Below are 12,246 nucleotides of genomic sequence, written 5' to 3' on the forward strand. Positions count from 1 at the left end.
AGTTGATCCCGCGCGTGTTCCGCGTGAGCTTGCCGATCGTCGCGGCCACGGCCTCGGGGCTTCCCTCGGTGGTCTCGGCGATGGTCGGGACGGCGACGGGAAACACCGGCAGGATGGCCGCGTCCGCCGCACCGAGAGCAGCGTCGAGCCAGTCGCGCGTCATCTCCCCGCGCCGCATCAGCGCCTCGAGATAATGGGTCGCCGGGTAGAAGAGGCCGGGCTCGATCCGCGCGCGGACCTGGTCGGCGTAGTCCTCCGGGCGTTCCGCGATCCAGCGCCGGTGCAGCGTGGCGGCCTCGACGGCGACGACGAGATGGGCGAAGGCGTTGATGCCCGTCATCTCGGGCGCGCGGGTCTCGGTGCCGCGTGCGCCCGCGTCGGCGAGCGCCCGGAAGGCCTCGCCCAGGACGGTCTCGACCTCGGCGGAGAGGTCCCCGTCGTAGTATCCGCGCGGCCGCGCGATGGTCAGGCCCGCGATCTCTCCGGTCAGGGCGGCCTCGTGGGCCAGCTTCGGCGCCCAGGCCGTCGTCGGGTCCGCCGGGTCTTCGCCGCAAACGACGTCCATGAGCCGCGCCGCGTCCCTCGCGCTGCATGCCAGAACGCCGACCGTGTCGAGCGTCGCCGACAGGGGCATCGCCCCGGCGAGGCTCACGGCGCCATGGGTCGGCTTCACGCCGGTCAGCCCGCAGGCCGCCGCCGGATGGCGCACCGAGCCGCCGGTATCCGTGCCGAGCGACGCGGGAACCGCCCGGGCGGCGACCGCGATGCCCGACCCCGAGGACGACCCGCCGCAGATATGGTCGGTGTTCCACGGGTTGCGGCCGTGGCCGTAGTGCTCGTTGTAGCCGGTGGGGCTCAGCGCGAATTCGGCCATGTGCAGGGTGCCGAGGTCCACGGCCCCGGCGGCGTCGAGCCGGGAGAGCGCGGTGGAGGTCGTGTCGGGCACGAAGCCCGCCCGGATGATGCTGCCGCAATGGCAGGCGCGCCCGCGACGGTAGAACAGGTCCTTGTGCGCCATCGGCACGCCGGCGAGCGGGCCGAGCGCCGCGCCGGCCGCGCGGGCCGTATCGACCGCCCGCGCCTGTTCCAGCGCGGCGTCGAGGTCGAGGGTCGCCACCGCGTTGCAGGATGTCCCGACGGCCTCCAGTCGGGCGAAGGCGGCGCGGGTCTCGGCCTCCGCCGTGGTCTCGCCGCGCCGGATCGCCTCGGCGGTCGCGACCACGCCGCTCATGCGCCGCCCCCGGGACGCGAGGACGCCTTCAGCGCCGGGAAGCTCTGCGGTGAGGCGTCGGGCGAAAGCGGCGGGAGGGCGTCCACGGCGGCCTCGGTCGCCGCGACGAGTCCCGCGTGGCGCTTGACGACAGCGTCCGGTGCAGGCGGCGTTCGTGTATCGGTCATGTCTGTCCTGGCTGTCAGAGAAGGAAAAGCGCGATGCCGGGAATGTACGTCACCAGCAGCAGCACGCCGATCATCAGGAGCACGAAGGGCATGACGCCCTTGACGGCATCGAGGTAGCCGATGCGGAACGTCGTCATCCCGATGAAGAGGTTCAGGCCGAAGGGCGGCGTCACCATCCCGATGGCCACGTTCACCACGATCACCGCGCCGAGGTGGATCGGGTCGATCCCCGCGCTGATCGCCGACTGGTAGATGAGCGGCGCCAGCACGATGATGGCCGAGTTCGGATCGATGAACATGCCCGCGATGAGGAAGGAGATGTTGATCATCGCCAGGAGGAAGACGGGCGAGAAGCCGCTGATCGCCTGGCTGATCTGCGCGGGATACTGCATCAGCGTCATGAAGTAGGTCATGACGGTGCCCGACGCGATCAGGATCAGCAGGACGGCGATGGTCTGCGCCGAGGCCGCCGATACCTTGAAGAGATCGCGGACCCGCAGCTGCCGGTACACGAGCGTCTCGACGAAGATGGCGTAGACGCAGGCGAATGCCGCGGCTTCCGTCGGGGTGGCCGCGCCCGAATAGATGGCGCCCAGCACGATCAGCGGCAGGCCGAGGGCCCAGCCCGCGCGGCGCAGGGCGCGCATCCGCCCGGCCCATGAGACCTTGGGCGCGCGGCCGATCCCCTTCACCTTGGCGTAGGCATAGGAATAGAGGGCGAGAACGAGCGTCAGCAGGAGACCGGTGCTCAGGCCCGCGATGAACATCGCGCCGACCGAGTTGTTGGTCTCGATGGAGTAGAGGATCATCGCGATGCCGGGCGGGATCAGCATGGCGATGGTCGAGGCCGACAGGATCAGGCCCACGGCGAAGCTCTTGCTGTAGCCCTGCTGCACCAGCGAGGGGTAGACGATGGGTCCGATCGACACCACGGCGGCGGGCCCGATGCCCGACATGGCGCCGAAGATCGCGCAGGCCCCCGCCGTCGCGATGGCGACGCCGCCGGTGATGTGGCCCATGGTCGCCTCCGTCAGGGCGACGAGGCGCTTTCCGATCTGCCCGCGCGAGATGACGTCGGCGGCGAAGATGAACAGGGGAATGGCCACGAGCGCGAAGCGGTTCACCCCGTCGATCATGCGCTGCGGCAGGACCATCGAGGGGATCGGCGGCGCGAACAGGTCGAAGCTGATGAAGGTCGCCGTGATGATGGCAAGGAAGATCGGCGCCGCCAGGACGAGCAAACCGAACGCGATGAGGGAGAATACGACCGCCGGCATGTCTCAGCCCTTCCTGTCTTCTGCGGGGCGCCCGGTGTCGGCCGATGCCGCCTCGGCCTCGGCCATCGCCGCGTTCGGAAGCGGGCGGAGCGTGTTGGCGATCGCACGGATGACGATCTCGATGCCGGCGATCGTGGACAGGGTCGCGCCGATGGCGGCCGGAAGGAAGAACAGGTAGCGCGGCACGGGAAGCGTCGTGCTCATCTGCCCCGTGCCTGCGGAGAACGCCACGAGGTCCCAGCTGGCTTTCGCCAGGAACCCCATCACCAGGACGATCACCACGCCCACCAGTCCGCGCATGACGCGCACGACCTGCGGGGATGCGAGCAGCGTCACCACGTCGACGCTGACATGCCCGCCCCGCCGCAAGAGCGTGTAGGCCCCGAAGAAGCACAGGTAGATCATCAGGAGACGCGAGGCTTCCTCGGCGCCCATGACGTTGAAGGACAGGAAGTAACGCCCGACCGCATTCAGAAAGACGATGGCCGTCACGAGGATGAGGGCCACGGCCGAAAGCGCATCGATCAGCGCGTCGATGGCGTCGAGCGCCCGGCTGATGAAATGGCCGATCATGGCGGGTCCTCCGTGAGACGGTTGAACGGGCCGCCCCCTGGCGTCGGGGGCGGCTCCTCTGCGCGTCGTTACTGCATCTCGGCGACGAAGGCGTCGTAGATGGCCTGGCCTTCCGCCCCGGTCCGCGAGAGGTACCAGTCGCGGATGCCCGGAAGGGTCGCGTCACGCAGCGCGGCGCGCTCCTCCTCGGTCAGCTCGACCACGGTCACGCCGGCTTCCCGCATCGCCGCGAGGGCCGCGACTTCCTGGCGCTGGGTCTCGGCGAGGCACACGGCGTTGCCTTCGGCGACGGCCTCGGTGATGGCGGTGCGGCAATCCTCGGTCAGACCGTCCCACCACGTCTTGTTGACGGTGACGTACTGGTCCAGCGTGCCGTGCGAGGTGAGCGTCAGGTAGTCCTGCACCTCGTGGAAGCGCATGTTGAACGTGGTCGGGATCGGGTTCTCCTGCGCCGCGATCGCGCCGTTCTGGAGCGCGCTGTAGGTCTCGGAGAACGGCATCGTGACCGGGTTCAGACCGAGAAGCGTCTGGCGCTCGGTCATCAGTTCGGACGGCATCACGCGGGCCACCCGGTCCTCGTAGGCGGCGAGCGTGTTCATCGGCTCGTTGCCCGTCCACTGCATGAACCCGGTGTGCCAGATGTCCAGCATCACCATGTTGTAGGGCGTGAAGGTCTCGGCCAGCATGTCGGCCGCGGGCCCTTGATGCAGTGCGAGCAGCTGGTCGGTGTCCGTGGGCCAGAAGAACGGGAAATCGAGGATCGCGGAGGTCATGTTGATCGGGGCCATGTAGGCCGCCGGCTGGATGCTCATCTCGATGGAGCCGAACTGCACCCCTTCGTTGATCTCGGTAAAGCCGCCGAGCTGACCCGACGGGAAGACCTGAACGTCGATGTCGCAGCGCGCATCCGCCTCGAGCAGCTCCTCGATCCGCTGGGCGCCGAGGTCGCGCGGGTCGCCGGGCGGCAGCAGGTGGGCGATCTTGAGGTTGAAGGTCTGGGCCTGAACGACGGTAGCGGTGCCGAGCTGGGCCAAAACGGCACATGCGGCGACCGTCACCTGTAGGGCATTCCTGGATATCATCGTCGTGCTCTCCTGTTGAAGATGAGGCCTCGGCGGGCCCGGCTGGGTTAGGTTGCGTGCGGGTTTGCGGCTTTGTGCCAGTCACAGATCGCGCCGCCGGTCGTGAACATCACGCCGTCGCGCGACGAAAGGTGCTCGATCACCTCGCGGAAGTACCGGCAGCGGTGCGGTGCGCCCATGATGTAGGGGTGCAGCACGAGGGCCATGACGCGGGCCGACCCTTGCGCGTCATGGAGAAGCTGTTCGGCCTGATCGATGGCGCGGTCGCGGTATTCCCGCGCCGGGTGATGCTGGATCAGCATCATCGCCACGTCGTTGCATTCCTGCGTGTAGGGCACGTTGGTGATGCTGCCGTTGGCCGTCTTCAGATCGACCGGCTGGTCGTCGAGAACCCAGTCGCAGACATAGTCGTACCCCGCATCCACAAGGTGCTCCGGCGTCTCCCAGGTCTCCGTCAGGCCGGGGCCGAGCCAGCCGCGCGGCCGCGTGCCGGTATAGGCCTCGATCGCTTCGGTGGTCTTGCGGATGTCTTCCGGCTCGTCCGCCACCTTCTGCATGTTGAGCTGGGTGAAGCCGTGGCCGATGAACTCCCAGCCACGGTCCATCGCGGCGCGGGAGATCGGCTCGTAGGTGGTGATGGCCGAGCCGTTGATCGCCAGCGCGGCGGGGAGCTTGTGGTCGTCGAAGATCTCGAGGAGGCGCCAGAACCCGACGCGGTTCCCGTATTCGTGCCACGCCCAGTTGGGAATGTCGGGCGTTGGCGACCCGCCGGCGGGCGGCGTCAGCACGGTGCGCGGCATCGTCCGCTCGGGGTCCCATTCCTCGATGTTGACGATGACCCAGACCGCCAGACGCTTGCCGTCCGGCAGGCTCAATGGGGGACGCTCGGAAATCGGCGAATACGCAAGGCGCTGATTGGGAAGAAGACGTGTCATGCGGGCTCTCCGGTTCCGACGCAGGCCACGAGCTCGACCTCGTGCCGCAGATCGTCGGTCATCGGCGGGAAGGGAACGGTCGCGCCATCCTCGACGACGGCGTCGGCGGGCTTCTGGAAGAAGAAGGGCGGATCGCGAAGGTCCGCGCCCTCGTTCATCTCCAGCACGTGCTTTTCGTAGTTGCGGCCGGCGCAATAGATGCGCCGGACCGGAAACCGGGACGCGGTGCCCGAGATCGCGAGGCTGGCCTGCGCCGGCGGAGGGATGACGAAATCGCTCACCCGTGGACCCGGTGCTGTGAATTGTACCAGTCGTAGATCTGCGCCCCGTTCCAGTGGAGCACGCCCTCGTGGGCGTTGATGTGGGCGTAGACCTCCTCGAGGTACTTGATGCGGTGCGGCTGGCCGGAGATGTAGGGGTGGATGGCGATGGCCATGATGCGCGGGCGCTCGCTGCCCTCCTGCCAGAGGCGGTCGAACTGGTCGCAGCACTTCTTCTGCCAGTAGCCCGACTCGTGATGCTGCACGATCATCGTCGGGATGTCGTTGAGCTCGACCGAATAGGGCAGAGTGACCAGCGGACCCTTCTGCGTCGTGATGACGGTCGGTTCGTCGTCGTAGACCCAGTCCCCGATGTACTTCACGCCCGCCTCGGCCAGCAGTTCCGGCGTCTCGTAGGTCTGCGTCAGCCCGGGCCCGAGCCAGCCGACGGGACGCTTGCCGGTGAAGTCCTCCAGCCGGTCCATGCACCGGTTGATCATGGCCGCCTGGTCCTCGACCTTGTGGATCGGCATCTGTTCCCAGGCGTGGCCCATGAACTCCCACCCGGCGTCCTTGGCCTCCTGGGCCACGCGGGCATAGTCCTCGACGACGCGGGCGTTGATCGACAGGGTCGGCTGGATGCCGAGGCGCCTGTAGAGGTCGAAGAAGCGCCAGACGCCCACGCGCATCCCGTACTCGTGCCAGGACCAGTTCGGCACGTCGGGCAGCAGGACCTGGCCTGTCGGCGCCGGAATGACCTGCCGGGCCATCGGACGCGAGATGTCCCAGACCTCGAGGTTCACGATGGTCCAGACGATGATCCTTGCCTTGCCCGGCAATTCCATCGGCGGCCGGTCCACGATCGCCGAGAACGGAACGCGATCGGAGGGGAGCGTGGGGGAAACGGTCATGAGGTTGCGTCCTTCGCGGGTACGATGTGCCAATCGGTCGAAATGCGGCTGCCGGCATTGCGCAGGATCACCGACATCGGGCAGCGCTGCTCCAGCGCGTCCTTGAGGGACGCGAGGTCCGCCTCGCTGGCGTCGGTCTCGGCCTCCAGCGTCAGGCGTATGTCGGGGAAGGGAACCGGCACGTCCGCCTCGGCGTCGATGCCGCGATGGTCCAGCATCCCCTCGCAACCGATCTTCCGGAACCGAAGGTTCAGGTTCCGCTCGTGGGCGATCCGGCGGGCGATCACGTTGGTGCAGGCCACCAGCGCGCCGAGCATGGTTTCGAGCGGTGTCGGACCGACATCGGTTCCATGCCGGTAGGGTGGCTCGTCCACGACGAAGGCGTGCCCGCGGGTGCGGATCTCGGTCAGGCTCATGGTCGGGCAATTACCCTCCACGACCACACGGATCAGGGGTTTCTGCTTGATTTTCATGGCTTTGCCATCCGAAGCTGACCGATCCCCTCGCCCAGGAACTGGCGGATTGCGGTGTAGAAGATGCGGGCGCCGCGCTCGGCCCAATGGGCGGCGGTCGAGGCGTCGACGGGAAGGCCGAACGCGAGGCCATGACCCCGAACGCGGGTCGCGATGTCGTCGACTGCCGCAACCACGTCGGCGTGCCGCGGCTGGCCCGGCAACCCCATGGAGGCCGCGAGATCGTTTGGACCGATCAGGATGGCGTCGATGCCGGGCGTCGTCGCGATGTCGTCGAGCGCGAGGTGGCCCTCCACGCTTTCGATCTGGGCGATGAAGGCCGTCCGCTTCGCGGTGGCGGCGTGTGTCTCGATGACCGCACGCACCGCGGCGCACTGCGCGGCACTCTCCATCTGCGGCAGCACGATCGCGTCGATCCTGCAATCGAGATATCGGGTGACGATGGCCGGTTCGGCGCTCTCCGTTCGCAGGATCGAGAACAGCCCGTTCCCCCGCGAAGCCCTGGCCATCACCGCTGCGTCCGAGACGCTCACCGGCGTCCTTTCGCAGTCGATGAAGATGGCGACGTTCTCCTGCCCGGCGAGCGCGTCGGCAACAGGGACGGCCAGACCGCCCGGATTGACAGCGACCAACGGCACATCGCCGTGGAGGCGGCTCATGAGGTCAGCCATGGCGAAGGTCCCCCCTGGACAGCAGGCCGGCTCGATGCACGAAGTGTGCGCACTTTGGGGCTGGCGTGTCAATAAGGCGCACCGCTGCCCGTCACGCGCACCCCGGCAGAATCACCATATGGAAATGGAATTTATTGTGTTATCATCGGCAAGGATCGAAATGCAGGTTTCGAGGACGCCGAATAACTGTGCACAATTTGCGTATCCGTGCTGGAAACGCCGTCGCTTGCAGCCTGGAGGGCGCGGACATGGACAAGCCTGTCGAATCCTTCGTCCTCTCCAAGCCGGGCAAGGCGGTGCCGCGGTCGCTGCAGGTCGCGGATCGGTTGCGGGAGAGCATCCTGTCCGGCGAGATTCCGCCCGGCGAACGCGTCAACGAGGTGCAGCTCAGCCAACGGCTCGGCGTGTCCCGCACCCCCACGCGCGCCGCTCTCCATGCCCTCGCGGCGGAAGGCCTTCTCGACTACGAGACGAACCGCGGGTTCACCGTGCGCGAATACTCGCCGCAGAGCATCGCGGAGGGCTACGAGATCCGCGCGGTGCTCGAGGGCCTGGCGTGCCGGCTGGCGGCGACCCGCCCGCCGGATGCGGGCGTGACGGCGCTGTTCGAGGACGCCCTGGCGCTCGGCGACGAAGTGGTCGCCGGGTTCGACGGCACGACCGCCCAGATGGAGGCCTACCGGCAGTCGAATGTCCTGTTCCACACCGCCGTCATCAAGGCGGCGGACAACCAGATGCTGGAGGACACGCTGCGCCTCGCCCTCGCCCGTCCGGCCACCAGCCTGCGCAACATCGTGTCCTTCAGCGAGCACCCCGTGCGGCGCCGGCACGACGACCATCACCGCATCTACGACGCGATCCGGTCAGGCGACGGATGGCGCGCCGAATTGCTGATGCGCGAGCACGTCACGAGCGTGAAGTACAGCGAACTCGAGCGCCGCCCGGGCCGCTGACGCCGATCGGTCGCCGCCGCCGATTCCAGAGATTTGACAACTATTTTTTTCCTCAACTTTTCCGCAATTGCCGCGCATCACCGCCGGGACCGGTTGCAGCCCGTGGAGGGCCGCGACGGGAGACGTGTGGCTCGGCCGGGAAAGCGGGGTGACCGGACATGGCGGTTTACGCCAGATACATCGCAATCGTCTTGCTGGCGCTCGCCGCAGGCCTCGTTCTCGACGCGCTTGCGGCAGAGAGACATCGCGCCTCCGAAAGGCTGACCGTTACTCGCGTCGCAACGGCTGTCGCGGCCGCGGTGGAACGCGAGCTGGCCGAGAAGATCCTCGTGACCGAGGGCATCGCCGCGGCTTTCCTGGCGGACCCGGATCTTCCGGAGGCCCGCTTCGAGCGGATGGTGCGGCAACTCGCGCGCGGCGAGGATGACATCCTGAACGTGGCGGCGGCGCCCGGCCTGGTCATCGAATACGTCTATCCCCGGGGGCGCAACAGCAGTGCGCTCGGGCTCGATCTGCGGACGCGCCCCGACTTCATGCAAGGCGTCGATCAGGCCATCCGCAGCGGCCGACCCGTCGTCACCGGGCCCTTCGATCTGGTCCAGGGCGGCCAGGGCTTCATCACGCGCTCCGCCGTTCGCGATCCCGAGGCCGCGCCGGACGTTCCGCCCTGGGGGATCACCTCCGTCGTCATGGATGCGCGGATCTTCTTCGAGGTGGCAGGCATCGCCAACGCACTCGCGGAGGCGGATCTTGAAGTCAGGAACGCCGGGGACGTGCTCCTCTTCGGATCGGGCGTCGCGCGGGACGCGAACCCGGTCGTCGTGCCGATCGAGGTGCCCGGCACCACCTGGACCGTCTCAGCCATACCGCCAGGCGGCTGGGCCAAGCTGTCGCCGTTTTCGCACTGGATCTGGGCGGTGGTCGTTGCCGCCACCGTCGCCCTGTTGACCCTGATCTGGGCATTCGGACGCAAGGAACAGGCGGAGACGCAGCTCGTCGAGGCGATCAACGCGCTCGAGGATGCCTTCGCGCTCTTCGATGCGGACGACCGGCTGGTGATCTTCAACCAGAAGTACAAGGAGTTCTACGCGGCATCGGCCGACGCGATCTTCGTCGGCGCGCGGTTCGAGGACATCATCCGGCACGGCGTGGCCGCCGGGCAATACGTCGACGCCATCGGCCGCGAGGAGGAGTGGATCGCAGAACGCCTCCGGCATCATGCCGAGCCCCCCGACGGACCGATCGAGCAGTACCTTCCCAACGGCCGGTGGTCGCGGGTTCTCGAACGCAGGACGCCGTCGGGCAACATCGCGGGCTTCCGCATCGACATCACCGACCACAAGGAGGCTCTGAAGCGGTCGGAGGCGGCCAATGCGGCCAAGACGGCGTTCATCAACACGGTGAGCCACGAGCTCAGGACGCCGCTCACGGTCATGCTCGGCTACAACGCTTTCCTGGGCAACGTCGATCGCCTGCCGAGCTTCTCCGCCCTCACCAGGAGCCTCGAGGCAGGGGACGCCGACGCCGCGCAGCGCGCCTTCGCGGCGCTGCGGGAGGAACTGCGGCGCTACTCCGATCAGATCGGCAAGTCCGGCCAGCATCTCATGCACCTCGTCTCGGGCATCCTCGACGTTGCCCGGATCGATGCGGGCACCTTCAAGCTGTGCCCGGAGATCGTGGACCTCGGGCCGCTGACCCGCGATGTCGTGCAGCAGTTCCGCCCGATCGCCGAGCGCAAGCGCGTAAGGCTCGAGGTGGATGCCGATTGCGCCGAGGTCGTCGCGGATCCGACGCGCGTGCGGCAGATCCTGTTCAACCTCGTCGACAACGCCCTGAAGTTCACCGAGGCGGGCAGCGTGACCGTGCGGTTGCGCAACCGCGGCGACCGCGTGCTTGTGGAAGTCGCGGATACAGGCTGCGGGATCTCGCCCGAAAACGTCGCAAGGATCTTCGAACGGTTCGGCCAGGTGGATTCCTCCGACAACCGCCGCCACGGCGGCGTGGGCCTCGGGCTCGCGATCGCGCGGGACCTCGCGGAGATGCAGGGCGGAACCCTCGGCGTCAACAGCGTGCCGGGCGAAGGGAGCGTCTTCCGCCTCTCGTTCGAACGCCTGGAGCGGGCCCGGATTGCCGCGGCCTGACCCGAGGCGAGCTGTGGGTCGTGCGGGTCAGCCGTGACTGACGCGCGCCAAGGGGATCTCGGAGCATCAATGGCCGGGCCCCGGACCGCTCCATGTACGGGGCGGGGCACTCCCCCGGATCGCGGGTCTTCCGAGCGCCGCCGGGTGGGCAGCCATGATCCCGGCTATCTTCGCCGATGTCGCAAACCGGGCGACTTGCGGCGCTGCGGCGAAGGCGGGCGCGACGGTTCCGTGTGAGGGGCGACGCGAGGCGTCCTCGGGACAGGAGGGACCGAAGCCATGCTGCAAGTCTTGTCCGGGGTCTGGGCCCTCCTGCTGGGCATCGTCCTCATCATGCTCGGCAACGGCATGCACTTCACGCTGATCGGCCTTCGCGGCGGCATCGAGGGGTTCTCGGCGGCCGAACTGGCCGTGGTGACGTCGGGCTACTTCGTCGGGTTCCTGTCCGGCGCGCGGCTGACCCCTCTGCTCATCCGGCGCGTCGGGCATGTCCGCGTCTTCGCGGCGCTCGGCAGCTTCATGTCGGCGGGGCTGATCGCGTTCACCCTGCTGGCCGAGCCCTGGGCCTGGACGGTGCTGCGCATCCTGATCGGGTTCTGCATGTCGGGGATCTACGTCGCCGCGGAAAGCTGGCTGAACAACGCCACCACGAACGAGTCGCGCGGCAAGGTCCTGTCGGCCTACATGATCGCGCAGACGCTCGGCATCATCGGCGCGCAGTACCTGCTGACGCTCGGCGACGCGGCGACCTCGGTCCTGTTCATCGGTGCCTCGATCCTCGTGTCGATCTCCTTCGCGCCGATCCTCCTCTCCGTCACGCCGGCGCCGAGCGTCGCGGTCGCGCGCCCGATGTCGTTCCGGGACCTCTTCGCCGGTTCGCCGCTCGGCACGATCGGGATCTTCCTTCTCGGCGGCGTCTATGCCACGCAATCGGGCATGGGAGCCGTCTTCGGAAGCGAGATCGGCATGACGGCGAACCAGATCGCGCTCTTCGTCGCGATGCTCTTCGCAGGCGCGCTGGTGCTGCAGGTGCCGATCGGCTGGCTGTCCGACCGGTTCGACCGGCGCAAGGTCATCTGCGGAACCGCCGTCATGGGCGCGGCGGCCTGCGCGCTGGGGTGGCTCTCGGGCGTCGGGACCGCGGAGGAGGGTCGCGACCTCTGGCCGCTGATGGGCTCGGCCTTCCTCGCCGGGGGCATGACCACGCCGCTCTATGCGTTGCTCATCGCCTATACCAACGACTTCCTCTCGGCCGAGGACATGCCCGCCGCTTCGGGAGGACTGGTCTTCACCTTCGGGCTCGGGGCCATCCTCGGCCCGCTCGCGACAGGCTGGGCGATGCAAGTCGCGGGCCCCGATGCCTTCTGGGTCGTGATGGGGACCACCTTCGCCGCCATGGCGACATATGCGGCCTACCGGATGACGCAACGCGCGACCCCCTCCGCCAATGAAACCGAGGCCTATCTCGGCGTGCTTCCCACCACGTCCGCGGTCGCGATCGAGGCCGCCGGAACATGGGCGGCCGAGCAGGGAGAGGGCGGAGCGCCGGCCGAGGCCGGGCGACCGGCCGCC

General features: G+C 68.1%; 12 protein-coding genes. 3 read left to right on the forward strand and 9 right to left on the reverse strand.

Features of this window, described 5'->3' with window-relative positions; all coding sequences use genetic code 11:
* The 9 genes from ACTS11_RS00985 to ACTS11_RS01025 form a co-directional block, all read right to left on the reverse strand.
* A partial coding sequence (locus ACTS11_RS00985; RefSeq protein ID WP_442638488.1) for an amidase occupies positions 1 to 1,231 on the reverse strand: 1,231 nt, incomplete at its 3' end.
* A 181-nt stretch (positions 1,232 to 1,412) separates the two neighbouring features.
* The gene (locus ACTS11_RS00990) at positions 1,413 to 2,675 is read right to left on the reverse strand and encodes a TRAP transporter large permease (RefSeq protein WP_442638489.1); all 1,263 of its coding nucleotides are present in this window, start codon (positions 2,673 to 2,675) and stop codon (positions 1,413 to 1,415) included.
* Positions 2,676 to 2,678: 3 nt separating this feature from the next.
* On the reverse strand, positions 2,679 to 3,248 hold the full coding sequence (locus ACTS11_RS00995) for a TRAP transporter small permease (RefSeq protein WP_442638490.1): 570 nt from the start codon (positions 3,246 to 3,248) through the stop codon (positions 2,679 to 2,681).
* 68 nt (positions 3,249 to 3,316) lie between these two features.
* Positions 3,317 to 4,330 carry a TRAP transporter substrate-binding protein gene (locus ACTS11_RS01000; RefSeq protein ID WP_442638491.1) on the reverse strand — a complete coding sequence of 338 codons (1,014 nt, stop codon included), beginning with the start codon at positions 4,328 to 4,330 and terminating at the stop codon, positions 3,317 to 3,319.
* 47 nt (positions 4,331 to 4,377) lie between these two features.
* Complete coding sequence (locus tag ACTS11_RS01005) at positions 4,378 to 5,265, reverse strand: polysaccharide deacetylase family protein (protein WP_442638492.1); 888 nt, start codon at positions 5,263 to 5,265, stop codon at positions 4,378 to 4,380.
* Positions 5,262 to 5,546, reverse strand: coding sequence for a fumarylacetoacetate hydrolase family protein (locus tag ACTS11_RS01010; RefSeq protein ID WP_442638493.1), 285 nt, complete (start codon positions 5,544 to 5,546; stop codon positions 5,262 to 5,264). The genes ACTS11_RS01005 and ACTS11_RS01010 overlap by 4 nt, the downstream gene beginning before the upstream one ends.
* On the reverse strand, positions 5,543 to 6,436 hold the full coding sequence (locus ACTS11_RS01015; protein WP_442638494.1) for a polysaccharide deacetylase family protein: 894 nt from the start codon (positions 6,434 to 6,436) through the stop codon (positions 5,543 to 5,545). Before ACTS11_RS01015 ends, ACTS11_RS01010 begins: the two co-directional genes overlap by 4 nt.
* Complete coding sequence (locus tag ACTS11_RS01020; protein ID WP_442638495.1) at positions 6,433 to 6,909, reverse strand: OsmC family protein; 477 nt, start codon at positions 6,907 to 6,909, stop codon at positions 6,433 to 6,435. Before ACTS11_RS01020 ends, ACTS11_RS01015 begins: the two co-directional genes overlap by 4 nt.
* Entirely contained in the window at positions 6,906 to 7,580 is a 675-nt protein-coding gene (locus ACTS11_RS01025) for an aldolase/citrate lyase family protein (RefSeq protein ID WP_442638496.1), read from the reverse strand. Before ACTS11_RS01025 ends, ACTS11_RS01020 begins: the two co-directional genes overlap by 4 nt.
* A gap of 248 nt (positions 7,581 to 7,828) precedes the next feature.
* Between ACTS11_RS01025 and ACTS11_RS01030 the strand changes: the two genes are divergently transcribed.
* The 3 genes from ACTS11_RS01030 to ACTS11_RS01040 all read left to right on the forward strand — a co-directional run.
* On the forward strand, positions 7,829 to 8,533 hold the full coding sequence (locus tag ACTS11_RS01030) for a GntR family transcriptional regulator (protein ID WP_442638497.1): 705 nt from the start codon (positions 7,829 to 7,831) through the stop codon (positions 8,531 to 8,533).
* Positions 8,534 to 8,691: 158 nt separating this feature from the next.
* The gene (locus ACTS11_RS01035; protein WP_442638498.1) at positions 8,692 to 10,674 is read left to right on the forward strand and encodes an ATP-binding protein; all 1,983 of its coding nucleotides are present in this window, start codon (positions 8,692 to 8,694) and stop codon (positions 10,672 to 10,674) included.
* A gap of 279 nt (positions 10,675 to 10,953) precedes the next feature.
* Positions 10,954 to 12,246: MFS transporter (locus tag ACTS11_RS01040; protein WP_442638499.1), on the forward strand; the 1,293-nt coding region annotated here is incomplete at its 3' end.

It is taken from the genome of Roseicyclus sp. (genome assembly GCF_052168335.1).
Classification (GTDB): domain Bacteria; phylum Pseudomonadota; class Alphaproteobacteria; order Rhodobacterales; family Rhodobacteraceae; genus Roseibacterium.

Excerpts from the sequence above, each read along its gene's own strand:
- ACTS11_RS01030 (WP_442638497.1), top strand. The coding sequence starts at position 7,829 with ATGGACAAGCCTGTCGAATCCTTCGTCCTCTCCAAGCCGGGCAAGGCG.
- ACTS11_RS00995 (WP_442638490.1), bottom strand. The coding sequence starts at position 3,248 with ATGATCGGCCATTTCATCAGCCGGGCGCTCGACGCCATCGACGCGCTG.
- ACTS11_RS01020 (WP_442638495.1), bottom strand. The coding sequence starts at position 6,909 with ATGAAAATCAAGCAGAAACCCCTGATCCGTGTGGTCGTGGAGGGTAAT.
- ACTS11_RS01000 (WP_442638491.1), bottom strand. The coding sequence starts at position 4,330 with ATGATATCCAGGAATGCCCTACAGGTGACGGTCGCCGCATGTGCCGTT.
- ACTS11_RS01005 (WP_442638492.1), bottom strand. The coding sequence starts at position 5,265 with ATGACACGTCTTCTTCCCAATCAGCGCCTTGCGTATTCGCCGATTTCC.
- ACTS11_RS01015 (WP_442638494.1), bottom strand. The coding sequence starts at position 6,436 with ATGACCGTTTCCCCCACGCTCCCCTCCGATCGCGTTCCGTTCTCGGCG.
- ACTS11_RS00990 (WP_442638489.1), bottom strand. The coding sequence starts at position 2,675 with ATGCCGGCGGTCGTATTCTCCCTCATCGCGTTCGGTTTGCTCGTCCTG.
- ACTS11_RS01035 (WP_442638498.1), top strand. The coding sequence starts at position 8,692 with ATGGCGGTTTACGCCAGATACATCGCAATCGTCTTGCTGGCGCTCGCC.
- ACTS11_RS01025 (WP_442638496.1), bottom strand. The coding sequence starts at position 7,580 with ATGGCTGACCTCATGAGCCGCCTCCACGGCGATGTGCCGTTGGTCGCT.